Raw genomic sequence first — 22,117 nt, forward strand, 5'->3', positions numbered from 1 at the left:
GGCGGCCTGGCCGCTCGAGACGGTGCCGCTCGAGACGGTGCCGCTCTAGACGGCGAGGGGCGGCTGGATCGCGGCGACGAAGGCGACGATCCCGAAGTAGAGCGCGAACGATGTCGCGAGCGAGACCGTCAGGATGAGGGCTCGCTCGAACGCCGGGCGACCGCGGCCGAGCAGCAGCGCGACGACGTAGAGCACCGGCGGCAACGCCACCGCGAGCCCGAGCAGCGGCCACGGCACGGCGTCGCCGATTCCGTAGGCCTCGTAGACCCCGGGCAGCGCGGCGAGGTTGGAGATCGGTCCGAACAGGCCGAGGGCGAAGAGCACAGCGAAGACGATCGGGATGAGGATCACGCGAGGCTCCCGGCGAACTGGAGGGCCGCGAGGAACTGGAGGATGAGCGGCCAAGGCACGAGCACGCCGAGCCCCAGCGCGAGCCAGCCGACGCGCACGAGCGGCCGACGGTCGCGCGTCAGCGCCAGGATCGCGCCGAACCACAGCGGTGCCGACAGCATCGCCAGGAACTCCCCGAACTGCCAGAGGATGCTCGGGCCGAGCTCCGTCGGGCCGGGATCGAGCTGCACGGCGAAGACCCACCCGATCGTGATCGCGAGGTAGGGCACGACGAAGGCGACCGTCGTGACGCGGCGGCCCGTGGATCCCGGGGCCTCCTCCGCGGCCTCGGCGACCGAGACCTCCGCGGGGGCGTCGAGGTCGCGCAGCCGCGGGGCGGCTCGGCCCTGCTCCTCGTCGCCGGCCCAGCTCAGGGCCTCGTCGTCGTCGAACTCATCGACATCACCTGCGCGGGCCACCCGGCCACGTTACCCGCCCGACACATGGGTGGAGTTGACTCACGACATGGATCTGATCGAGGTCGAGCGGATGCGCCTCGCGACGTCGCGCGCCGACCTCGCGCTCGCGCCCGGCGAGGCGGTGCTCGCCGGCGGCACCTGGCTGTTCTCCGAACCCCAGCAGGGGCTTCGCGGACTCGTCGATCTCACGGGCCTCGGCTGGGAGCCGGTGATCGATCTCCCGGACGGCGGGGTCTCGATCGCCGCGACCTGCACGCTCGCGCAGCTGCGGGATGCCGCGTCCCGCTTCGGGGCTGCCGCGGCCCTGATCGCGCCGCTCGTCGACGCCCTCCTCGGCTCGTGGAAGATCCACCGCGTGGCGACTGTCGGCGGGAACATCTGCACCGCACTGCCCGCCGGACCGATGACGGCGCTCGCGAGCGGACTGGGCGCGACGGCGGTGATCTGGACGCCTGACGGCGGCGAACGGCGGATGCCGGTGAGCTCGTTCGTCACCGGCCTGCGGTCGACGGCGCTCGCCCCGGGCGAGGTGCTGCGGTCGGTGGAGTTCCCTCCGTCGCCCGCCTGGGCCGCGCATCGGCGCGCGTCGCTGTCCCCGCTCGGCCGGTCGGCGGCGCTCGTCGTCGCCCGCCGCGACGCGGGTGGCTTCACCCTGACCGTGACGGCGTCGACCCCGGCACCGTGCGTCTTCGCGTTCGACGCACTGCCCACCGCCGCGGAGCTCGCCGCCGAGGTGGAATCCTGCGCGTGGTACGAGGATGCCCACGGCGCCCCCGACTGGCGGCGCGCGACGACGTTGCGGTTCGCCGAGGAGCTGCGGGCGGAGGTCTCATGAGGTTCGAGGTCGACGGCGCCGAGTTCGAGGCCGACCCCCGCCCCGGGCAGGTGCTGCGCACGCTCCTGCGGGAGCACGGCATCCATGCGGTGAAGAAGGGCTGCGACGCCGGGGACTGCGGCGCCTGCTCGGTGCTGCTCGACGGCACCCCGGTGCACTCCTGCCTCGTGCCCGCACACCGCGCCGAGGGACGCGAGGTGACGACCGCCGCCGGACTCGGCACCCCCGAGCAGCCCCATCCGGTGCAGCGCGCGTTCGCCGACGCCGGCGCGTTCCAGTGCGGGTTCTGCACCGCCGGGTTCGTCGTGACCGCGTCGGCGCTCGACCGGTCCCCCGCCGGCGATCTCGACCACGCGCTCAAGGGCAACCTCTGTCGATGCACGGGGTACCGGTCGATCCGGGATGCGATCGACGGGGCCGTCAACGTCGACGGCGCCGCGCTCGGCACCTCGGCCGCTCCCCCGGCGGCACTTCGGGTCGTCACCGGGACGGAGGAGTACACCCTCGACACCGTCACCACCGGACTGCTGCACCTCGCCGTGCTCGGTAGCCCGCACGCGTCGGCGCGCATCCTCTCGATCGACACCAGTGCCGCGCTCGCGCTGCCCGGCGTCGTGGCGGTGCTCACGCATCGGGATGCGCCGAGCACCCTGTTCTCGACCGGCCGCCACCAGAACCGGGAGGACGACCCCGACGACACCCTCGTGCTCGACCCGGTGCTGCGGTATCCGGGGCAGCGGGTCGCCGCGGTCATCGCCGAGAGCATCGGGGCCGCCGAGCGCGCGCTGGAGAGCATCGTCGTCGAGTACGAGGTGCGGCCGGCCGTGTTCGACCCGGAGGAGGCGCGGCGGCCCGGAGCGCCGCTCGTGCACGGCGACAAGACCCCCGCGCACCGCATCGACGACCCGTCGCGGAACACCGTCGCCGAGCTCCACGGCGAGCGCGGGTCGATCGCGGCGGCGGTCGAGGCCGCGGATGCCGTGGTCACCGGCACCTGGAGCACCGGCCGGGTGACGCACGCGGCCCTCGAGACGCACGCGACGCGCGGCTGGCTCGACGCCGACGGGCGGCTCGTGCTGCGCACATCCAGTCAGGTGCCGTATCTCGTGCGGGACGAGATCGCCCGGATCTTCTCGCGGGAGCGGGACGCCGTGCGGGTCTTCACCAAGCGCGTCGGCGGCGGGTTCGGCGGCAAGCAGGAGCTGCTCACCGAAGACCTCGTCGCCCTCGCGGTCCTCACCACCGGCCGGCCGGTGCAGTACGAGTTCACGCGCACCGAGGAGTTCCTGCGCGCGCCGCTGCGGCATCCGATGCGGGTGTCGGTGACCGCCGCCGGCACCGCCGACGGCACGCTGACCGCGCTCGCGATCGACCATCTGATGGACACCGGGGCGTACGGCAACCACGGCCGCGGCGTCATGTTCCACGGCGTGCACGAGTCGGTCGCCGTCTACCGCTGCGCCAACGTGCGCATCGACGCGCAGTCGGTCTACACGAACAACCCGCCGTCGGGGGCGTTCCGCGGCTACGGGCTCGGGCAGGTCATCTTCGCGATCGAGTCGGCGATCGACGAGCTCGCCCGGGAGCTGGGGATCGACCCGGTCGAGTTCCGGCGCCGCAACGTCGTGCGTCCGGGCGACCCGATCCGCACCCTCGAAGACCACCACCCCGACGACATCGCCTACGAGGGCGACCACGGGGCGGGGCAGGTGCTCGACCTCGTCGCCGCGTCACTGGCGGCCACGACCGATTCCGCCGACGAGGGGTGGCTGCTCGGCGAGGGCACGGCGCTCGCGATGATCGCGACGATCCCCCCGCGCGGGCACCATGCGGATGCCGTGGTGCGACGGCTCCCGGACGGGGACTTCGAGGTGGAGGTCGGCACCGCCGAGTTCGGCAACGGGTCGACGACGGTGCACGGCCAACTCGCGGCCTCGGCGCTCGGGACGACGCCCGACCGCATCCGCATCCGGCAGTCCGACACCGACGTCGCCGGACACGACACCGGCGCCTACGGCTCGACCGGGGTCGTCGTCGCCGGGAAGGCCGTGTACCAGGCGGCTCTCGCGCTAGCCGCCGACCCGACCCTGACGGAGGCCCGCGGCCACAGCGACGGCACCCCGCGGTCGGTCGCATTCAACGCCCACGGCTTCCGTGTCGCCGTACATCCCGCTTCCGGCGAGGTGAAGATCCTGCGGTCGGTGCAGGCGGCGGATGCCGGCACCGTGCTCAACCCCGAGCAATTGCGCGGGCAGATCGAGGGCGGCACCGCGCAGGCGATCGGCTCGGCGCTCTACGAGGAGGTCGTCGTGCGCGACGGCGTCGTCGAGACAGCCACCTTCCGCAACTACCGCATCCCGAAGATCAGCGACATCCCGCCTACCGAGGTGCTCTTCGCGGCCACCCACGACCCCCTCGGCCCGCTCGGCGCGAAGTCGATGTCGGAGGCGCCGTACAACCCCGTCGCCCCGGCACTCGCGAACGCCATCCGCGACGCCCTCGGCATCCGCCCCTACTCCCTGCCCATGTCCCGCGACCGTCTCTGGCGTCTCGCGAACCCCTGACCCTCGCTATTTGCCCGAAATAGCCTCTTCCGGCCGGGCGAAGGGGCCATTTCGGACACATAGCCCATCACTCGGGGCGGATCGACCCGTCGGTGACACGAAGGGGGTCGGCGACGCGACCCGAACGGACGGCGAGGATCTCGGCGAGGATCGCCACGGCGGTCTCCTCGGGGGTGGTGGCGCCGAGGTCGAGGCCGATCGGGGCGTGCAGCCGGGCGTGGTCGACGCCGCGCTCGTCGAGCGCCACTCGGCGCTTCGCGGTCGTCGTGCGGGAGCCCATCGCGCCGACGTAGCCCGCCGGAGTGGCGAGCGCGACCGCGAGCAGGTCGTCGTCGTAGCGGTCGTCGTGGCCGAGGTGGCAGATCACGGTGCGGGCGTCGATCGGCGTGCGGGCGAGGTACTCCGGCGGCCACTCGACGACGAGCTCCGCCCCCGGAAAGCGCTCGGCGGTGGTGAAGAGTTCGCGCGGGTCGACGATCGTCACCGCGAAGCCCATCGCCTGCGCGGCGGCCGACAGCGCGACCGAGAACTCCATCGCGCCGACGACGATCATCCGCGCCGGGGGCTCGATCGCATCGAGGTACAGCACCTCCGCCGTCGCCGATCCCGCGTCGAAGCCGTCGCGGGTGAGCGCGACCTGCGCGGCGGAGCCGGCGGCGGCATCCCGCAACGTCGCCACCACGGGATCACCCGGACGCACGAGCGCGAGGTGGAGGGTGACGTTGCCGCCGCAGGCGAGGCCGACCGAGAGGGCGTCGGCGTCGGACACCCCGAACGAGATCACCCGGGTGCGGGAGTCGTCGAGCACGCGGTCGGCGACCTCCACGATCGCACCTTCGATGCAGCCACCGGCGATGGAGCCGATCGCGGCAGTGCCGTCCCACGACATCGAGGTGCCGAGGGTGCGCGGCATGCGGCCGTCGACGGCGATCGCGGTCGCGACGACGAGCGGGATGCCGGCCTCCAGCCGGTCCGTCAGTCGCTGCGCGATCTCGAGCACGAAACGAGCGTGACACACGGACGTGTCAATCTCGTTTCATGATCATCCGAGATGCCGTCGCCGTGCTCATGGAACCCGGCGTCGAGGCATCCGGCGATCTCGAGGTCCCCGGCGACGGAACTCTCGACGCCTCGGGATGCGTCGTCACCCCGGGGCTCGTCAACGCGCACCACCACCTGCTGCAGTCGGCGTTCCGCACGCTGCCGGGGACCCGCGGGGTGCCGATGTCGCACTGGCTGCCGACGATGGCGGCCGCGTACGCCGAGGCGGGCGTCGACCCGGAGCTCGCCGGCCTCGCCGCCTCCGTCGGCGTCGCCGAAGGACTGCTCTGCGGCGTCACGACGGTCGCCGACCACCACCTCACCTGGCCGGCCGGCGCGGACTCGGTCGGCATCGCCACCGCGGTCGCGGATGCCGCGCTCGCCCTCGGCGGACGCCTGGTGTTCGTGCGCGGGGCCGCCCGCGACGACCCTCAGGAGGCGGCGGCGAGCGCCGAGGCGATCGTCGCCGCGCTGCTCCCCCGCACGCACGACGGGATGCTGCAGCTCGCCGTCGGGCCGGCCGGCGTGCACTCCGACTCCCGCGAGACCTTCGAACTGCTCGGCGAGGTCGCCGCCCGCCATGGCCTGCGCCGCCGCACCCAGTCGAACGAGCAGGTCGACGTCGCGATCGCCCTCGAGAGATACGGCAAGCGCCCGCTCGACCTGCTCGCGGAGTGGGGCTGGCTCGATCCCGACGTGACGCTCGCCCACCTGTGCGACGTGACGCCCGACGAGATCGCCCGGCTCGCCCGCGCGGGCGTGACGGCGACTCACGCGCCGGGCTGCGACGTGCCGATGGGCTGGGGGGTCGCCCCCGTCGCCGCGCTTCGCGACGCGGGCGTCCCGGTCGGCCTCGGCACGAGCGGCGGCGGTTCGAACGACGCGGGCCACCTCCTCGCCGACGCCCGGCTGGCGATGCAGGTGTCGGCGCTCGTGGGCGCGCAGCTCCCCGCCCGCGACGTGCTGGCGATGGCGACGCGGGGGTCGGCGCAGGGTCTCGGCCGCGACGACCTCGGGCACCTCGGGACGGGCTCCGCGGGCGACCTCTGCGTGTGGGACGTGACGGGGGTGGCGGATGCCGGCGTCGCCGACCCGATCGCGGGACTCCTCTGGGCCTCCCCCGGCCGTCGGCCGAAACACGTCGTCGTCGGCGGGCGGGTGGTCGTGCGCGACTACGCGCTCGTGGACGTCGACGAGCGCGAACTCGCGGCGCGACTCCGCGAACGCGTCGGACGCTGATCGTTCCGCCCTCGGCGGAGCCGCGGGAGCCCGGGTCCTCCGACGTGCTGGACTGACGGGATGCGCCTCCTCGTCCTCGGCGGAACCGCCTGGCTCGGATCCCTCATCGTCGCCGACGCGGTCGCCCGCGGTCACGACGTCACCGCCCTCGCCCGCGGCGCGTCGGGTGACCTCCCCGCCGGCGCGACGTTCGTGCGCGCCGACCGCACGGCATCCGGTGCCTTCGAGGCGCTGGGCGGCGACTGGGATGCCGTCATCGACGTCACCCGTCAGCCCGGGCAGATGCGGGCCGCCGTCGCCGCGCTCGCCGATCGGGCCGCGCACTGGGTGTTCGTCTCCAGCGGCTCCGCCTACCGCGACGGCTCGATCGTCGGCGGGGACGAGTCGATGGCGGTGCACGAGCCGCTCGCGGGCGACGTCATGCACGACATGTCGGAGTACGGGCCGGCGAAGGCCGCGTGCGAGCGCATCCTGCTCGACGCGGTCGGTGCGGAGCGCGTGCACATCGCGCGCGTCAGCCTCATCGGCGGTCCCGGCGACTGGTCGGGCCGCGGCGTGTACTGGCCGTGGCGGTTCGCGCACCCGTCGAACCCCGAGGGCCGGGTGCTCGTGCCGGAGGTGCCGTCCGGCCTCGTGCAGCTGATCGACGCCCGCGACCTCGCGGCGTGGACGGTGGATGCCGCGCACCGTCGGATTGCCGCGACCGCCAACGTCGGCGGCGCCACCCTGCCGCTTGCCGAGCATCTCGCCACCGCCGCCGCAGTGGCCGGGTTCGGGGGTGAGCTCGTGCCGGCGACCGAGGAGTGGCTGCTCACCCACGATGTCGAGCCGTGGATGGGCCAGCGGTCGCTGCCGCTCTGGCTCCCCGCCGACGCCGCCGGTCTCAACTCCAGCGACATGTCCCTCGTCGAGTCGCTCGGGCTCGTGCGCAGGCCGCTCGCGGAGACGCTCGCCGACACGCTCCAGTGGCGGGAGCGGCATCCCGAAATCGAGCTCATGGCGGGCCTCAGCGACGACGACGAACGGGAACTGCTGCGTTCGCTCTAGAGCTCGAGGCGGTGCCCCCGTCCGCGAGCTATAACTCGAGGACCAATCGTGGGCATGCCGCCCGCGACACGCAGATGAACATCGTGTCCATCCGCGCGCGTTCCTGCGCCGTGAGGATCGAGTCGCGGTGGTCGACCTCGCCCTCGACCACGGGGGTCTCGCAGGTGCCGCAGGTGCCCTCTTTGCAGCTCCAGGGCACGAGCACCCCGCTCTCCTCGGCAACCTCGAGGATGCTCTTCTCCGGCGGCACCTCGAGGGTGAGACCCGAGAACTGCAGCTCGACCTCGAACGGCCCAGGCCACACCGGCTCGGTCAGCGGCAACGCCTCGAAGCGCTCCGCGTGGAAGTCGAGTCCGGCCTCCGTCGCGGCGACCTCGGCGGCGTCCAGCAGGCGCGCGGGGCCGCAGCAGTAGACGACGGTGCCGGGCGCCGCCGCGGCGAACAGGCCCGTCAGGTCGAGCCGGGTGGCGGTGCCGCTCTCGTGCAGGTGCAGGCGGTCGCCGTGCAGCTCAGCGAGCTCCTCGACGAGGGCCATGTGGCCGGGGCGTCCGGCGTAGTGCAGCTCGTACTCGCGCCCGGTGGCCGCCGCCGCGAACGCCATCGCCGAGATCGGGGTGATGCCCACCCCGCCGGCGAGCAGGATCACCGGCGCGGCACCCGCTCCGAACGCGAAGTGCGACCGGGGTGCCGTGACGTCGACGCGGTCGCCGACGTCGAGCCCGTGCATCCAGAGCGACCCGCCGCGGCTCTGCGTCTCACGCAACACCGCGATGCGCCAAGTCGGGGCCGCGGGGTCGCCGACGAGCGAGTACTGGCGGGTCAGGTCGCCGGGGATCAGCACGTCGACGTGAGCGCCCGGCCGCCAGCCGGGCAGCCGACGCCCCTCCGCGGGCGCGAGTTCGAGCACGACGACATCGCCCACGGGGACGCGCGACGCGACGGTGAGCGGGAAGACGGGACCGGAGGGTCTGCTCATAGTCGGGACGGATGCTCCTTCACCACGAAGAGCCGGTAGCCCGCGGCATCCAGCGCGCGCCAGCGATGCGGGGTCCCCCCCACGTAGTACAGGGAGTCGCCCGGACCGAGAGTGAAGAGCCCGCGCGCTCCGAGGTCGACTTCGATGCGGCCTTCGACGACGTGCAGGAACTCGTCCTCCGCGTGGTCGAAGGCGTCGCCGAACTCGGCGTTCGTCCCCTCCAGGGCCATCGGGTGGAACCGGCGCTGATCGCCGTGCACCAGCATCCGCCCCTCGCCTTCGGCGTACGGTCCTCGCGACCCGTCCGTCGCCCGCACCAGCGCGACGGGGGCGTCGCAGTCCTCGGTCGCCTCGCCGGCGCCGGCCAGCAGCTCGAGCTGGCTCGAGCCGAGGGCGCGGGCGATCTTCTCGAGCGAGCCGATGCTCGGTCGGGCGAGCCCGCGCTCGAGCTGGCTGAGGAAGGGGTGGGACAGTTCCGCGCTCTCCGCGACCTGCACGAGCGTCAGGCCGCGGGCATGCCGAAGGCGCCGGATGCGGGATCCGATGCGCTCGGCCTGCACGTCCGGCGCGACATCGACGGCGGGGGGCACGTCGGCCAGTATCACCCGCGCCGACCGGCGGGACGAGCGAGCGGGCGGTGAATTAACACGCGGAAACGATCGCGATACACGCCGGAAACGCGGGGTCCGTAACGTCACCAGTGTTGAGCGCATCAACATTCCCCACGCTGCCCGGCGCTGTGCAGCTGCACCCCCGATCTTCACCGCCGGAGTCCCCGTGAACTCGTTGCCCCGCCCCCTGAGGGTCCTGCGCAACGCCACGCTCCCCGACGGCTCGATCGTCGACGTCGAACTCGGCGGCGGCGTCGTGGTCTCGACACGTCCCGCTGCGCGGGACTACTCGACCACCGAGGAGGGCGACGACGTGCTCGACCTCACCGGGTATCTGCTGCTCCCGGCGCCGGCCGAACCGCACGCTCACCTGGACAAGGCGCGGTCGTGGGATCTGATCGCGCCGCCGATGGGCGACCTCGGACTGGCGATCGCCTCGTGGCGCGCCTACGCCGAGACGATGACGGTCGAGGATGTCGCCACCCGAGCCCGCCGCCAGGCCCTCGCGATGCTCGCCAACGGCACCACCGCGATCCGCACCCACGCCGACGTGCTGCTCGGTGACGCTCCACTGCGCGGCATCCAAGGCCTCGTCCAGGTGCGCGAGGAGCTTCGCGACCTGATCGACATCGAGATCGTGGCGTTGCCCGGCCCCGACATCCCGGATGACGCGATCGAGGCGGCCCTCGACGCCGGGGCCGACACGCTCGGCGGCGCCCCGCACATCGCCGAGGACCCGGTCGCCGACCTCCGCCGTCTGCTCGCGATCGCCGAGCGCCGCGACATCCCCGTCGATCTGCACACCGACGAGAGCCTCGACGGCGCCGTCACCCTGGGCGAGTACGCGGCGATCGTCGCCGACTGGAGCCGCAACGTGTCGGCCGGGCACTGCGTGCGGCTCGGCACTCTCGCGACCGACGAACGGGATGCCGTCATCGACGCCGTCGTGCAGTCGCGGATCGGCATCATCGCCAACCCGATCACCAACCTCTACCTTCAGGGCTGGGAGCACGGCGTCTCGACTCCGCGCGGTCTCACCGCGGCGCGGGCCCTCCTGGATGCCGGGGCGCGGTTCGCGGCCGGCGCCGACAACGTGCGCGACCCGTTCAACCCGGTCGGGCGCAGCGACGCCCTCGAGACCGCCTCGTTGCTCGTCACCGCGGCCCACCTGACCCTCGACGAGGCCTACGCCGCCGTCAGCACCGGAGCCCGCGACGTCATGGGCCTCCCGGTCGCCGGCACGGCCCCCGGAGATGTGGCCGAACTCCTCGCCGTGCGGGCGCGGTCACTGGCCGAGACCATCGCCGAAGCGAGCCCCGAACGCATCGTGATCCACCGCGGGGCACTCGTGGCCCGCCGCACCCTCACCACCCACGTCGCACCGTCGCGACGCGAACAGTCCCGGATCGGAGTCGCCGTATGAGTCCCACCGCACCCCCCGTCACCGACACGCTTCTCGACTTCCACGACGTCGAGATGACCTTCCCGAACGGCACGGTCGCGCTGCACAGTGTCGACCTCACCGTGAAGAAGGGCGAGTTCGTCACCGTCGTCGGCCCCTCGGGCTGCGGCAAGTCGACCCTCCTGCGTATCGCGAGCGGCCTCGAGACCGCCAGCCACGGCACCGTCGACCTCGGCACGTCCCGCATCGGCTACGTGTTCCAGGACGCGACTCTGCTGCCCTGGCGCGACGTGCTCTCGAACGTCGAGCTGCTCGCCGAGCTCCAGTGGCAGACGATCGCTGAGCGCCGCGCCAAGGCGCTCGAGGCGATCGAGCTGGTCGGGCTCAAGGGCTTCGAGAAGCACCTGCCGAAGCAGCTCTCCGGCGGCATGCGGATGCGCACCTCCCTCGCCCGCTCGTTCACCCTCGAGCCGGAGCTGTTCCTCTTCGACGAGCCGTTCGGCGCGCTCGACGAGATCACTCGCGAACGGCTCAACGACGAACTGCTGCGGCTCTTCGTCGAGAAGCAGTTCGCCGGGCTGTTCATCACCCACTCGGTGTCAGAGGCCGTCTACCTGTCGACCAAGGTCGTGGTCATGTCGGGCCGGCCGGGAACGATCGTGCAGACCTTCGACGTGCCGTTCCCGATGCCGCGCGACCCCGACATCCGCTTCACGGCCGAGTTCGCCGAACTCGTCGGCCAGGTCTCGCACGCTCTGAGGGAGGCACACTGATGGCCGACACCGCTGCCGCGCCGCGGGGCGACGCGCCCGCCGCACGCATCCGCCGCTCCGGGCGCAACTTCGGCCCCGCGAAGGTCTTCCTCTGGCTGCCGCCGATCGTTCTGCTCGGCCTCATCGTCGGCGGCGTGTACATCGCGCACTACGCCCTCGGCACGCGGGCGTTCCTCCTCCCGGAGCCGCACGTCGTGTTCGGCAAGCTCTGGGACCCGAAGACGGCCCCCGACATCTGGGAAGCCCTCTTCCACTCCGCGACCGTCGCGCTCGTCGGACTCCTGGTCGCGATCGCGATCGGCGTCGTCTGGGCGATTGCCATGAACCTCGCCCGTTGGCTGGAGAATACGCTCTACCCCTACGCGGTGCTGCTGCAGGCGATCCCGATCCTCGCGATCACCCCGCTCATCGGCTTCTGGTTCGGCTACGACTTCCCCTCGCGCGTCGTGGTCTGCGTGATGATCGCCCTCTTCCCGATGGTGTCGAACACCCTCTTCGGACTCCAGTCGGTCGACCGGTCGCACCGGGAGCTGTTCAAGCTGCAGAACGCGAGCCGCTGGATCGTGCTCTCCAAGCTCGAACTGCCGGCCGCGCTGCCCGCGATCTTCGTCGGCATCCGCACCTCGGCCGGGCTGAGCGTCGTCGGGGCGATCGTCGGCGACTTCTTCTTCCAGCGCGGCACGCCCGGCATCGGCGCACTCATCGCGAAGTACAGCGCCCGGCTCAACTCGGCCGAGCTGTTCGCCTCGGTCCTGGTCGCGGCGCTCTTCGGCGTCGTGATCTTCCTGTTCTTCGGCTGGCTCGGTCGCCGAGCCGTCGGCAAGTGGTACGACTTCGGCTGAGCCGGATTCGACCTCCCTGCACCACCCTGCCCCATCCCGCATATAAGGAGAATCCATGCGCATCACCCGCTCCCGCGGGCTCGTGCTCGGCGGCGTCCTCGCCTCCGCGCTCGCGCTCACCGCGTGTTCCACCCCCGCTCCCGAGGCGACCTCCGGCGGTGACCTCGAGATCGGCGCCATCGACCTCGCGGCGGCCGGCTGCCCCGCGGACATCAAGATCCAGACCGACTGGAACCCGGAGGCCGAGCACGGCCACCTGTACTCGTTGCTCGGCGACACGTACACGATCGACGACACCAACAAGACCGTCACCGGGCCCCTGATGGCGTCCGGCGAGTACACCGGCGTCGACATCACGGTGCTCGCCGGCGGCCCCGCGGTCGGCTTCGCTCAGCCCAACTCGCAGCTCTACTCGGACGACACGATCTTCGCGGCGTACGTCGGCACCGACGAGGCGATCGCGCACTCGGTCGACCTGCCGACCGTTGGCGTGTTCCAGCCGCTCGAGAAGGACCCGCAGATGATCATGTGGGACCCGGAGACCTACCCCGACGTCGAGTCGATCGCCGACCTCGGTGACGCCGGTGCGACCATCCGCGTGTTCCCCGGCGGCGTCTACATCGACTACTTCGTCGGTGCCGGCATCCTCTCCGCCGACCAGATCGACTCGACCTACGACGGCTCGCCCGCCGTGTTCGTGTCGGAGGCCGGCAAGATCGCCCAGCAGGGCTTCGCCTCGGCCGAGCCGTACATCTACGAGAACGAGGTCCCGGAGTGGGGCAAGCCGGTCGCGTACCAGCTGATCAACGACGCGGGCTTCCCGAAGTACGCGGCGATGGTGTCGGTCAAGCCGGAGACGGTGACCGAGTACGCGGACTGCCTCGCGGCCCTCGTGCCGGTGCTGCAGCAGGCTGAGGTCGACTACTACGACGGCACCCTGAAGGAGGCGACCAACGAGCTCATCCTCGAGCTCGTCGACGCCTACGACACCGGCTGGGTCTACAGCGCGGGTGTGGCGGACTACTCCTTCGAGACGCAGCTCGCCGACGGCATCATCTCGGACGGGCCGGACTCGACGCTCGGCAACTTCGACGCCGACCGCGTGGCCGAACTGTTCTCGCTCGTGCAGCCGATCTACGAGGGCCAGGGCATCGAGATCGCCGAGGGTCTCACGCCCGAGGACCTGTACACGAACGAGTTCGTGGACGCGTCGATCAGCCTCGGTCAGTAACCCCGCACTCACAGAAACACAGCTAGAACCATGAACGCCTCTCCGGTGACGACACCCGCCCGCCTCGCGGGGCTCCGAGTCGTCGTCACCGGAGGGGCGCGTGGCATCGGCGGCGAGATCGCCGCCCGTGTCGCCTCCGAGGGGGCGCGCGTCGCGATCCTCGACCGTCTCGTCGCCGAGGGCACCGCACATGCGGGGGCCCTCGGCGGCACCTTCCACGAGGTCGACCTGGTCGACCCCGATGCCACCGCCGCCGCGACGACCGCGGCGATCGACGCCCTCGGCGGCGTCGACGTGCTCGTCAACTCGGCGGGCATCCTGCAACTGAAGCCGCTCCTCGACGTCACCGTCGCGGACTGGAACCGGATGTTCTCCATCAACACCCGCGCGATGCTGACCACGATGCAGGTCGCCGTGCGCCGGATGATGGCCGACGGACACCCCGGCAAGATCATCAACCTCGCGAGCATGGCCGCCAAGAAGGGCGGCACCAACGAGGGCCACTACGCCGCCTCGAAGGCCGCCGTCGTCGCTCTGACCCGCGCCGCCGCGCTCGAGTGGGGCTGTCACGGCATCACCGCGAACTCCCTCTGCCCCGGCTACATCCTCACCGACATGGGCGCCGCGACGCGCACCGACGAGGACGTCGCGACGTGGTCCACCTACTCCCCGCTCGGCCGGCTCGGCCAGGCGGCGGATGTCGCAGGCGTGGCGGCTTTCCTGGCCTCCGCCGACGCCGACTACCTGACCGGCCAGGCGATCAACGTGACCGGTGGAATGGTGATGCATTGAGTAACGAACTGGCCGAAGTCGACCCGGCGGCGATCGAGGCGCTGGCGACGGAGCTGCGCGAACTGCTCGGCGAGGCCGCGGTCTCGACCGAGGACGGCACGCTCGACCGCGCCTCCCGCGACGGCTCGCACCTCTCCCCCGTCATCCAGGAGCAGCTGCCGCTCGGGCGCGCGCAGATCGTCGCCTACCCGGCGACCGCCGAGCTCATCGCCGCGACCGTGGGGGCCGCCGTGCGGCACGGCGTGCCGATCACCCCGCGCGGCAAGGGCACCGCGAACTACGGTCAGACGATCCCGATGGCCGGGGGCCTCGTGCTCGACACCTCCAAGGCCCGCACGGTGCACGAGATCGGCGACGGCTACCTGATCGCGGATGCCGGCGTCACGATGCTGTCGCTCGAACAGGCCGCCAACAAGACGGGCCAGCAGTTGCTGATGTACCCGTCGACCGCGAACTCGACCCTCGGCGGTTTCGTCTCCGGGGGCTCCGGAGGCACGGGGTCGATCAAGAACGGGCTGCTGCACTGGGGCATGGTCGAGGAGCTGTGGGTCGTGCATGCGGTGCCCGACGCCGAACTGGTGCACGTCACCGGCGACGAGGCCGCGAAGTACGTGCACAACTACGGCACCGCGGGCATCATCGCGCGCCTGCGGATCGGACTCGAGCCCGCCCAGGACTGGCGCGCGTTCCTCGCCTCGTTCGACACCTTCGAGCAGGCGCTGTCGGTGATCCGGCCGTTCGCGGTGCTCGACCCGACGCCGCGTCTGGTCTCCGCCGACCTGGCCACCCTCGCCGAGGCGCTGCCCGCTGACGACGCCATCCCGGCGGGTCGGGCGAGCCTGCGGGCGATCCTCGACGTCGCGTCGCTGGACGCCGCCCGGAAGCTGGTCGAGGATGCCGGAGGAAGGGTCGAGGACATCCGCGAGGGCGCGGCCGCCTCGATGAAGCTCAGCATGATCTCCTACAACCACCCGATCGAGTGGCTCCAGAAGGCGTACCCCGGCACCTACTTCCACGTCGAGGTGTCCGGCGACGCGCTCGTCGACCGCATCGACGAGGTGCACGCCGTGTACGACGGCGGGATGCTGCACATCGAGGCCCAGCGCGAACGCCCGATCGGGATGCTGGCGGGCCGCTACTCGTCGGCGGAGGAGGTCTACGCGGGCTTCGCGCGGCTCGAGGCGCTCGGCGTCGGCTACCACAACCCGCACCAGTGGTTCGTGGACTTCGAGCCGGAGCGCACCGCCGCCCTCGCCGCGACGACCGACCCGCAGGGTCTGCTCAACCCGGGCAAACTGGTCGGCGCCGCCGTGGACACCGGCAGTCAGATCGCCGACATCACGGACCGCTCGTGACCGCGGACGTCGCGGAGCGCCGCCCGCGGGTGGAGTGCCCGCGCAGCGGGTGTATCGAAACCCACACCCGCGAGTCGCTCGGGGGCGGTTTCGATACACCCGCCTTCGGCGGGCACTCAACCCGCAGATGGGGAGCTTCCTCGTGAGCCGGAAACTGGTCGAGCTCGCGGGGCCGGCTCTGGCATCGACCCTCACGGCCGACAGCATCCTCGTGCTGCCCGTCGGCTCGATCGAGCACCACGGCCCGCACCTGCCGCTGGCGACCGATCTGCTGATGGCGGAACTGATGGCCGAGCGGATCGTCGACGGCGCCGTCGCCGCCGGGCTCGACGCCTGGCTGCTGCCGCCGATCGCCTACGCGAAGTCCGACGAGCACGCCTGGGCTCCCGGCACGATGTGGATCGACGCGGCCACCTTGCTCGAGATCCTCGTCGGCATCGGCCGGGGCATCGCGAACACCCCGGCCCGCACGATCGTCTTCTACAACGGCCACGGCGGCAACGTCGCCCTGCTGCAGATCGCGCTGCGCGAGCTGCGGGTGCGGTTCGGCCTGCGCACCTTCTTCATGAACGTCTCGATCCCGGCCGGCGAGACCGAGCTCGGCTTCGGCATCCACGGCGGTCATGGCGAGACGTCGCTCGCGATGCACCTGCGCCCCGACCTCGTCGACCTCGCCGGCGCCGTGGATGCCACCCCCGCGCATCTGGCGCGATTCGAGAAGATCGGCTTCGCGGGGGCCGACGTGCAATTCGGCTGGACGAGCGACGACTTCGGCACCGGCGGGGTGATCGGCGACCCGACCGGGGCGAACGCGGCCGACGGCGCCGAGATCGCCTCACGGCTGCTCGCGGACGGCGTCGCCGGCCTCGCCGAGATCGCCACCTTCGACCCGCAGCCACCGGCATGACCCGCTCCGACGACACCTTTCCCGCCGACCCGTGGCAGCTGCTGGGCGCGTGGTTGCCGTCGAACGACGATCCCGCGCGCCCGCTGATGACGCTCGCGACAGCGGCGGACGGCGTCCCGGATGCCCGCACCCTGCTGCTCTCGGAGTTCGATGAGCACGGCTTCTACTTCCACACCGACACTCGCTCGCGCAAGGTGCGGCAGCTCGCCGCCGACGGCCGCGTCGCGCTGATGCTGCACTTCCCCGACAAGGCGCGCCAGCTCACGGTGCAGGGCGTCGCCGAGCCGGCTCCGGCGGATGAACTGCGTCGGGCATTCCGTGCCCGCTCCCCCTACCTCCAGCAGCTCGCGTGGCAGAACACGATCGAGTTCGCCGGGCTCCCGCTCGCCGACCGGCTCGCGGCCTGGTCGGCCTTCAAAGACGACCACGCCGACGGCTTCGGCCAGCCGCTCACCTGGACCGGCTACCTCGTGCGCCCGTCGCGGCTCACCTTCTGGGTCGGCAACCCCGACACCGCGAGCCGCCGCACCGAATACACCCGCACGCCCGAGGGCTGGGCGGTGAACCTCCTTGCCGGCTGAGCTGCTGATCGAACAACCGGCGTGCCCGAAGCACATGGAATACGGGCCGTGCGGCGGCGTGGAGTTCGACGGCGCCTGCGAGGTCGCCGACTTCCGATGCGTCTTCCTCGACACCCCGACCGTGCGCTGGCACGGCGGTGACTCGTCGCCGGCTCCCGATGCTCCGGGCGCCTCCCGCATGCGCGAGGTGCTCGCCACGCGGCAGATCGTCGTCACCGACTTCCCCGCCCGCGCCCTCGACGCCGCATCGCTCGCCGAGTGCGCCGCGGTGCTGCGCGGAACGACGGATGCCGTGCTCGCCGGGGACTCGGGACGGGAGCGCGTGCAGTTCCCGCCCGCCTACCGCACGGCCCTGATCCGCGCCGAAGGCGTCGAGGTGTGGAGCGGCTTCACCTGCCGCGACCGCAACCGGGTCGCGATGGAGGCCGAGCTCGCGGCGCTCGCGCACGCGGGGGTCTCGGGCGTGCACTGCGTCACCGGCGACCACACCCGCACGGGCGCGCGGCCCGACGCCGCCCCGGTCTTCGACCTCGACTCGACCCAGGCGGCCGCACTGGCTCGTGCGGCGGGGCACCTCGTCTCGGTCGCCGAAGCACCGGCCACCCCGCCCGTCGACCGCCGACCCGCCCGGCTGCTCGAGAAGGAACGCGCGGGCGCCGAGATCTGCTTCGTCAACCACGCCGGCGGCGTCGAGCCGGTCGCGACGTTCATCGCCGAGGCTCAGGCGCTCGGCTCCCGGCTCGGATTCATCCCGTGCATCCCGATCGTGCTCGATCACGACTCGGCGGAGTTGCTCAGATCGTTCACGACCCTCGTGCTGCCGCCCGGATACCTCGACCGCATCCTCGCCGCGGCCGACCCGCGGGCGGAGGGTGTCGCCGCCGCCGTCGAACTCGGGCGCGGCTTCCTCGCGCTCGAGGGGGTCGTCGGCGTGAACCTCTCCGGAGGGACCCAGTTCGGCGGCGAACTCGAGTTCGCCCGGGCCCTCGCCGAGATCGCCGCCGAGCTAGGGCACGCCGCGTGAGCTACGACCTCGTCATCGCCGGCCGCGCGCTCGTGCAGCTCGACGACCGCGCGCCGACGTTCACCCACGCCGAAGTCGCGGTGCTCGACGGACGCATCGCCGTCATCGCACCCCCCGGGGCGCACCTCACGTCGACCCACCGCATCCAGCTCGCCGGCGACGAGGTGCTGCTGCCCGGACTCGTCGACACCCACGTGCACGTGAACGAGCCGGGCCGCACGGAGTGGGAGGGCTTCTCCTCCGCGACCCGTGCCGCGGCGGCCGGCGGCGTGACGACGCTGATCGACATGCCGCTCAACTCCATCCCGCCCACCACGACGCCCGAGAACCTCGCCACCAAGCAGGCTGCCGCCACGGGCCAGGCCGCGATCGACGTCGGATTCTGGGGCGGAGCCGTGCCCGAGAATCTCGGGTCGCTGCGCGCCCTGCACGACGCCGGGGTGTTCGGATTCAAGGCGTTCCTCGCCCCGTCCGGCGTCGACGAGTTCGGGCATCTCGATGCCGCGCAGCTCGACGCCGCGCTCGACGAGCTGGCGGGGTTCGGCGGTCTGCTGCTCGTGCACGCCGAAGATCCCGGGGTGCTCCACGACCACGAGAACGACGGGGGTCGGGGCTACGGCGCGTACGTCGCATCGCGCCCCGACGACGCCGAGGTCGTCGCGATCTCCCGGGTGATCGAGGGGGTCCGCCGCACCGGCACCCGCGCCCACATCCTGCATCTGTCGTCGGCCGCCGCGCTGCCCGAGCTGCGTGCCGCCCGCGCCGAGGGGCTGCCGATCACCGTCGAGACCTGCCCCCACTACCTGTCTCTGGTCGCCGAGGACGTGCCCGACGGCGGCACGCAGTTCAAGTGCGCCCCGCCGATCCGGTCGGCGTCGAACCGGGACGCGCTCTGGCAGGCCTTGCGCGACGGCGACATCGATCTCGTCGTGAGCGACCACTCCCCCTCCACCGCCGACCTCAAGTTCGCGGGCGACGGGGACTTCGCCCGCGCCTGGGGCGGCATCGCGGGGGTGCAGCTCGGCCTCGCCGCCGTCTGGACGGAGGCCGCCGACCGCGGAGTGCCGCTGGAAGACGTCGTGCGCTGGATGTCGGCCTCCCCGGCCGCGTTCGCCGGGCTCGGCCGGAAAGGGCTCCTCGAGGTCGGGCGCGACGCCGACCTCGTCGTCTTCGCCCCCGACGAACGCTTCACCGTGCGGCAAGCTGAACTGCTGCACAAGAACCCGGTGAGCGCCTACGACGGCGCGGAGCTGCGCGGCGTCGTGCGCCGCACCTTCCTGCGCGGTGGCGACATCGGCGCGGGACACCTTCTGACACGAGAGGACGGGTGATGGCGTACATCCTCGGCGACCACCAGTACGGCAAGGCGGAGAACCGCATCGTGCGGGTCATCCGCGACACCGCGCGCCACGAACTGCGCGACCTCAACGTCACCACCGCCCTGCGCGGCACCGCGTTCGAGCCCGCCTACCTGGTCGGCGACCAGACCGCCGTGCTGCCGACCGACACCCAGAAGAACACCGTCTACGCGTTCGCGAAGAAGCACGGCATCGACTCCCCCGAAGCCTTCGGGCTGGAGCTCGCTCGGCACTTCGTGCACGACGTCGACCCGATCGACGGCGCGCGCATCGAGATCGAGGAGTACGCCTGGGACCGCGCCGTCGCGGGAGGCGGCGAGCACGACCACACCTGGGTGCGCCGCGGGCCCGAGGTGCGCACCGCCGCCATCACGGTGGATGCCACGGGCGAGCACGTCATCGGCGGCGTCAAGGACCTCGTGCTGCTGAAGTCGACCGGGTCGGAGTTCGCCGGATTCCTCACCGACGAGTACACGACCCTCGAAGAGACCCACGACCGCGTCATGGCGACCGCGATCGTCGCGAAGTGGCGCTTCTCGACCACCGACGTCGACTGGGATGCGGTCTTCGCGGTCATCCGCACCCACCTCATCGAGCAGTTCGCGACCCTGCAGTCCCTCGCCCTCCAGCAGACGCTGTGGCACATGGGGACGGCGGTGCTGGATGCCGTGCCCGAGATCTGCGAGATCCGCCTCACGGCGCCCAACAAGCACCACTTCGTCGTCGACCTCGCACCGTTCTCGCTCGAGAACCCGAACGAGGTCTTCTACGCCGCCGACCGACCCTACGGACTCATCGAAGCGACCATCCTCCGCGACGACGCGCCCCCGGCCGGCGACGCCTGGAAGTTCTCGGCAGGTCTGGCGTGACCTCCGCCGGCGGCTTCGCGACCGACGCAGACCGGGAGTTCCTCGAACGCGCCGTGCAGTTGGCGACCGACAACGTCTCGGCGGGGGGTGGGCCGTTCGGCGCGATCGTCGTGGATGCCGCGGGCACCGTGATCGGCGAAGGCCAGAACCGCGTCACCCGCGACCTCGACCCGTCCGCCCACGCGGAAGTGCAGGCCATCCGCGCCGCCTGCCAGGCGGTCGGCGACTTCGCCCTCCCCGGCGCCACGCTCTACACCTCGTGCGAGCCGTGCCCGATGTGCATGGCCACCACGCTCTGGGCCCGAATCGACCGCGTCTTCTACGCCGCCGACCGCCACGACGCCGCCCGCGGCGGCTTCGACGACCGCGACTTCTACGACCTCTTCAGCCGCGACCGAGCCACCTGGGACGTGCGCGTGCACACCCTGCGCCTCCCCTCCGCCGAGGAGCCGTTCGATACCTGGTTGGCGTCGGAGACTCGCACCGACTACTGAGCGCGGCCGGGGGGCGCCGTGAGCCGGATCGGATACGCGAGCCGAAGGAGCGGGGACCCCTACCCCGATCGGCTCGCGAATCCGATCCGGTTCACAGCGCGGCCGTTGCGTCTCGCCGGGTCTCGTCCACTTCGCGGGTTGAGTGCCCGCGCAGCGGGTGTATCGAAACCACACCCGCGGGGAGCTCAGCTTCCGCGGTAGGTGGTGTACCCGTAGGGCGAGAGCAGCACAGGCACGTGGTAGTGCGAGGCGTCATGGATGGTGAACTCGATGATCACCCGCGGGAGGAACGGGGTGGCGACGTCGAACTCGAGGCAGTAATCGCCCGGTTCGAGCGACTCGGGGCCGAGCTTCGTCACGCGGCCGTCGGCATCCGTGATGCCGTCGGCGAGGAGCTCGCCCCCGGCGAGGAGCCGCACCGGGATTCCCGCCGCCGGACGCCCGGCGGCGGTGTCGAGCACGTGCGTCGTGACCTGACTCATCGGGCGGCGCTCAGAGGAACATCGCCGTGAGTCGGAGGACGGCGATCTCGCGCAGCTGCTCGCCGACGATGACGAGCTCCTCGGCATCGTCGAGGGTGAGCCGGCGGTCGAGCTCGGCGACGATCTCGGCGCGGGAGCGGCCGACGGCACGGATCAGGAAGATGCGCCCGAAGCGCTGCTCGTAGGCGGCGTTGCCCTCCGCCATCCGAGCGGCGAGGTGCGGGTCGTCGGCGTCGGGCGAGGCCTGCTCGCGTCGGCTGTGGTCGGCCCCGGTGGCGCCCGCGGCCGGCTTCTCGCCGATGCGCGGGTGGTGGGCGAGCGCCTCCTCGATCTCGGCGACGCTGAGCGGCGACGCGGCGGAGGAGGCGGCTTCGAGGAGCGCATCGAGGTCGGCGAACGGACCGGCGGCGGCGACGTCGGCGATCCAGCGCTCGACGCCGAGAGCGGTGCGCAGCTGCTCCTCGGTGACCTCGATACCCCGTGCGCTCATGTGCTCAACTGTAGCCATGGCGAAGGTCGTGGGAGTCGTGCTCGCGGCCGGCGCCGGCACCCGGGCGGGCGGGCCGAAGGTGCTCCGCCACGACGACGCGGGGATGCCGTGGCTGCACCGCGCGCACGACGCGTTGCGCGCGGGCGGCTGCGAGGCGGTTCTCGTGGTCCTCGGGGCCGACGCCGATCGCGCCCGCACGCTGCTCCCGGTCGACGCGGAGGTCGTCGTCGCCGGGAACTGGGCCGACGGGCTCTCCGCGTCCCTCCGCGCCGGCCTCGCGGCGCTGCCCGCCGACGCCGACGCCGCGGTCGTGACGCTCGTCGACCTGCACGGGCTGCCGGCCGAGGCCGTCGCGCGCGTCCTGCGGGAACCGGTCGATGCCGCGACGCTCCGCC

Annotated in this window: 24 protein-coding genes; 17 read left to right on the forward strand and 7 right to left on the reverse strand. The window is 72.2% G+C overall.

All coding sequences use genetic code 11. The features are described 5' to 3' along the window. Positions 1-45 precede the first annotated feature (45 nt). Together ACILQS_RS08810 and ACILQS_RS08815 are read right to left on the reverse strand one after the other, a co-directional pair. Positions 46-351 (reverse strand): hypothetical protein, encoded by a 306-nt coding sequence (locus ACILQS_RS08810; protein ID WP_395639751.1) that lies wholly within the window; start codon positions 349-351, stop codon positions 46-48. Then, complete coding sequence (locus ACILQS_RS08815) at positions 348-809, reverse strand: hypothetical protein (protein WP_395639752.1); 462 nt, start codon at positions 807-809, stop codon at positions 348-350. Before ACILQS_RS08815 ends, ACILQS_RS08810 begins: the two co-directional genes overlap by 4 nt. A 46-nt stretch (positions 810-855) precedes the next feature. On the opposite strand from ACILQS_RS08815, the gene ACILQS_RS08820 reads away from it, so the two are divergent. Continuing rightward, entirely contained in the window at positions 856-1,644 is a 789-nt protein-coding gene (locus tag ACILQS_RS08820; RefSeq protein WP_395639753.1) for an FAD binding domain-containing protein, read from the forward strand. Beyond that, complete coding sequence (locus tag ACILQS_RS08825) at positions 1,641-4,208, forward strand: molybdopterin-dependent oxidoreductase (RefSeq protein WP_395639754.1); 2,568 nt, start codon at positions 1,641-1,643, stop codon at positions 4,206-4,208. Before ACILQS_RS08820 ends, ACILQS_RS08825 begins: the two co-directional genes overlap by 4 nt. Positions 4,209-4,275: 67 nt before the next feature. On the opposite strand, the gene ACILQS_RS08830 is transcribed toward ACILQS_RS08825, so the two are convergent. After that, entirely contained in the window at positions 4,276-5,208 is a 933-nt protein-coding gene (locus tag ACILQS_RS08830) for an XdhC family protein (RefSeq protein ID WP_395639755.1), read from the reverse strand. Positions 5,209-5,246: 38 nt separating this feature from the next. On the opposite strand from ACILQS_RS08830, the gene ACILQS_RS08835 reads away from it, so the two are divergent. Together ACILQS_RS08835 and ACILQS_RS08840 are read left to right on the forward strand one after the other, a co-directional pair. After that, a complete protein-coding gene (locus ACILQS_RS08835; protein WP_395639756.1) occupies positions 5,247-6,488 on the forward strand; it encodes an amidohydrolase family protein in 1,242 nt (413 codons plus the stop codon). A 60-nt stretch (positions 6,489-6,548) separates the two neighbouring features. Next, complete coding sequence (locus ACILQS_RS08840; protein WP_395639757.1) at positions 6,549-7,535, forward strand: oxidoreductase; 987 nt, start codon at positions 6,549-6,551, stop codon at positions 7,533-7,535. Positions 7,536-7,563: 28 nt separating this feature from the next. On the opposite strand, the gene ACILQS_RS08845 is transcribed toward ACILQS_RS08840, so the two are convergent. Together ACILQS_RS08845 and ACILQS_RS08850 are read right to left on the reverse strand one after the other, a co-directional pair. Next, the gene (locus ACILQS_RS08845; RefSeq protein ID WP_395639758.1) at positions 7,564-8,511 is read right to left on the reverse strand and encodes a PDR/VanB family oxidoreductase; all 948 of its coding nucleotides are present in this window, start codon (positions 8,509-8,511) and stop codon (positions 7,564-7,566) included. Continuing rightward, a complete protein-coding gene (locus ACILQS_RS08850) occupies positions 8,508-9,101 on the reverse strand; it encodes a helix-turn-helix domain-containing protein (protein WP_395639759.1) in 594 nt (197 codons plus the stop codon). Before ACILQS_RS08850 ends, ACILQS_RS08845 begins: the two co-directional genes overlap by 4 nt. 187 nt (positions 9,102-9,288) lie before the next feature. Here ACILQS_RS08850 and ACILQS_RS08855 point away from each other — a divergent pair, with 187 nt between their 5' ends. From ACILQS_RS08855 to ACILQS_RS08910, 12 genes are all read left to right on the forward strand, one after another. After that, a complete protein-coding gene (locus tag ACILQS_RS08855) occupies positions 9,289-10,545 on the forward strand; it encodes an amidohydrolase family protein (protein ID WP_395639760.1) in 1,257 nt (418 codons plus the stop codon). Next, positions 10,542-11,297: an ABC transporter ATP-binding protein gene (locus ACILQS_RS08860; protein WP_395639761.1), complete on the forward strand. Its 756-nt coding sequence runs from the start codon at positions 10,542-10,544 to the stop codon at positions 11,295-11,297. Before ACILQS_RS08855 ends, ACILQS_RS08860 begins: the two co-directional genes overlap by 4 nt. After that, positions 11,297-12,139 (forward strand): ABC transporter permease, encoded by an 843-nt coding sequence (locus ACILQS_RS08865; RefSeq protein WP_395639762.1) that lies wholly within the window; start codon positions 11,297-11,299, stop codon positions 12,137-12,139. The genes ACILQS_RS08860 and ACILQS_RS08865 overlap by 1 nt, the downstream gene beginning before the upstream one ends. Positions 12,140-12,194: 55 nt before the next feature. Further along, positions 12,195-13,370 carry an ABC transporter substrate-binding protein gene (locus tag ACILQS_RS08870; RefSeq protein ID WP_395639763.1) on the forward strand — a complete coding sequence of 392 codons (1,176 nt, stop codon included), beginning with the start codon at positions 12,195-12,197 and terminating at the stop codon, positions 13,368-13,370. 30 nt (positions 13,371-13,400) lie between these two features. Continuing rightward, positions 13,401-14,162 (forward strand): SDR family NAD(P)-dependent oxidoreductase, encoded by a 762-nt coding sequence (locus ACILQS_RS08875; RefSeq protein WP_395639764.1) that lies wholly within the window; start codon positions 13,401-13,403, stop codon positions 14,160-14,162. Continuing rightward, positions 14,159-15,517 carry an FAD-binding oxidoreductase gene (locus ACILQS_RS08880; protein ID WP_395639765.1) on the forward strand — a complete coding sequence of 453 codons (1,359 nt, stop codon included), beginning with the start codon at positions 14,159-14,161 and terminating at the stop codon, positions 15,515-15,517. The genes ACILQS_RS08875 and ACILQS_RS08880 overlap by 4 nt, the downstream gene beginning before the upstream one ends. A 142-nt stretch (positions 15,518-15,659) precedes the next feature. Next, positions 15,660-16,424: a creatininase family protein gene (locus tag ACILQS_RS08885; RefSeq protein WP_395639766.1), complete on the forward strand. Its 765-nt coding sequence runs from the start codon at positions 15,660-15,662 to the stop codon at positions 16,422-16,424. Further along, positions 16,421-17,005: a pyridoxal 5'-phosphate synthase gene (locus tag ACILQS_RS08890; RefSeq protein WP_395639767.1), complete on the forward strand. Its 585-nt coding sequence runs from the start codon at positions 16,421-16,423 to the stop codon at positions 17,003-17,005. Before ACILQS_RS08885 ends, ACILQS_RS08890 begins: the two co-directional genes overlap by 4 nt. Then, positions 16,995-18,029: a methylenetetrahydrofolate reductase C-terminal domain-containing protein gene (locus tag ACILQS_RS08895; RefSeq protein WP_395639768.1), complete on the forward strand. Its 1,035-nt coding sequence runs from the start codon at positions 16,995-16,997 to the stop codon at positions 18,027-18,029. Before ACILQS_RS08890 ends, ACILQS_RS08895 begins: the two co-directional genes overlap by 11 nt. After that, entirely contained in the window at positions 18,026-19,360 is a 1,335-nt protein-coding gene (allB, locus tag ACILQS_RS08900) for an allantoinase AllB (protein ID WP_395639769.1), read from the forward strand. Before ACILQS_RS08895 ends, allB begins: the two co-directional genes overlap by 4 nt. Further along, a complete protein-coding gene (pucL, locus tag ACILQS_RS08905; RefSeq protein WP_395639770.1) occupies positions 19,360-20,256 on the forward strand; it encodes a factor-independent urate hydroxylase in 897 nt (298 codons plus the stop codon). The genes allB and pucL overlap by 1 nt, the downstream gene beginning before the upstream one ends. After that, a complete protein-coding gene (locus tag ACILQS_RS08910) occupies positions 20,253-20,750 on the forward strand; it encodes a nucleoside deaminase (protein ID WP_395639771.1) in 498 nt (165 codons plus the stop codon). Before pucL ends, ACILQS_RS08910 begins: the two co-directional genes overlap by 4 nt. Before the next feature lie 185 nt (positions 20,751-20,935). On the opposite strand, the gene uraH is transcribed toward ACILQS_RS08910, so the two are convergent. Both uraH and uraD read right to left on the reverse strand, forming a co-directional pair. Further along, on the reverse strand, positions 20,936-21,232 hold the full coding sequence (uraH, locus tag ACILQS_RS08915; protein WP_395639772.1) for a hydroxyisourate hydrolase: 297 nt from the start codon (positions 21,230-21,232) through the stop codon (positions 20,936-20,938). Between the two features lie 10 nt (positions 21,233-21,242). After that, positions 21,243-21,722, reverse strand: coding sequence for a 2-oxo-4-hydroxy-4-carboxy-5-ureidoimidazoline decarboxylase (gene uraD / locus ACILQS_RS08920; RefSeq protein ID WP_395639773.1), 480 nt, complete (start codon positions 21,720-21,722; stop codon positions 21,243-21,245). A gap of 16 nt (positions 21,723-21,738) precedes the next feature. Between uraD and ACILQS_RS08925 the strand changes: the two genes are divergently transcribed. Next, the coding region (locus ACILQS_RS08925) for an NTP transferase domain-containing protein (RefSeq protein WP_395639774.1) at positions 21,739-22,117 on the forward strand (379 nt) is incomplete at its 3' end.

The organism is Pseudolysinimonas sp. (genome assembly GCF_044239695.1).
GTDB lineage: Bacteria > Actinomycetota > Actinomycetes > Actinomycetales > Microbacteriaceae > Pseudolysinimonas_A.

What these genes read in the sequence shown, in the direction of transcription:
- ACILQS_RS08820 (WP_395639753.1), top strand. Translation starts at nt 856, where the DNA reads ATGGATCTGATCGAGGTCGAGCGGATGCGCCTCGCGACGTCGCGCGCC.
- ACILQS_RS08825 (WP_395639754.1), top strand. Translation starts at nt 1,641, where the DNA reads ATGAGGTTCGAGGTCGACGGCGCCGAGTTCGAGGCCGACCCCCGCCCC.
- ACILQS_RS08835 (WP_395639756.1), top strand. Translation starts at nt 5,247, where the DNA reads ATGATCATCCGAGATGCCGTCGCCGTGCTCATGGAACCCGGCGTCGAG.
- ACILQS_RS08840 (WP_395639757.1), top strand. Translation starts at nt 6,549, where the DNA reads ATGCGCCTCCTCGTCCTCGGCGGAACCGCCTGGCTCGGATCCCTCATC.
- ACILQS_RS08845 (WP_395639758.1), bottom strand. Translation starts at nt 8,511, where the DNA reads ATGAGCAGACCCTCCGGTCCCGTCTTCCCGCTCACCGTCGCGTCGCGC.
- ACILQS_RS08860 (WP_395639761.1), top strand. Translation starts at nt 10,542, where the DNA reads ATGAGTCCCACCGCACCCCCCGTCACCGACACGCTTCTCGACTTCCAC.
- ACILQS_RS08865 (WP_395639762.1), top strand. Translation starts at nt 11,297, where the DNA reads ATGGCCGACACCGCTGCCGCGCCGCGGGGCGACGCGCCCGCCGCACGC.
- ACILQS_RS08870 (WP_395639763.1), top strand. Translation starts at nt 12,195, where the DNA reads ATGCGCATCACCCGCTCCCGCGGGCTCGTGCTCGGCGGCGTCCTCGCC.
- ACILQS_RS08875 (WP_395639764.1), top strand. Translation starts at nt 13,401, where the DNA reads ATGAACGCCTCTCCGGTGACGACACCCGCCCGCCTCGCGGGGCTCCGA.
- ACILQS_RS08890 (WP_395639767.1), top strand. Translation starts at nt 16,421, where the DNA reads ATGACCCGCTCCGACGACACCTTTCCCGCCGACCCGTGGCAGCTGCTG.
- pucL (WP_395639770.1), top strand. Translation starts at nt 19,360, where the DNA reads ATGGCGTACATCCTCGGCGACCACCAGTACGGCAAGGCGGAGAACCGC.
- uraH (WP_395639772.1), bottom strand. Translation starts at nt 21,232, where the DNA reads ATGAGTCAGGTCACGACGCACGTGCTCGACACCGCCGCCGGGCGTCCG.
- uraD (WP_395639773.1), bottom strand. Translation starts at nt 21,722, where the DNA reads ATGAGCGCACGGGGTATCGAGGTCACCGAGGAGCAGCTGCGCACCGCT.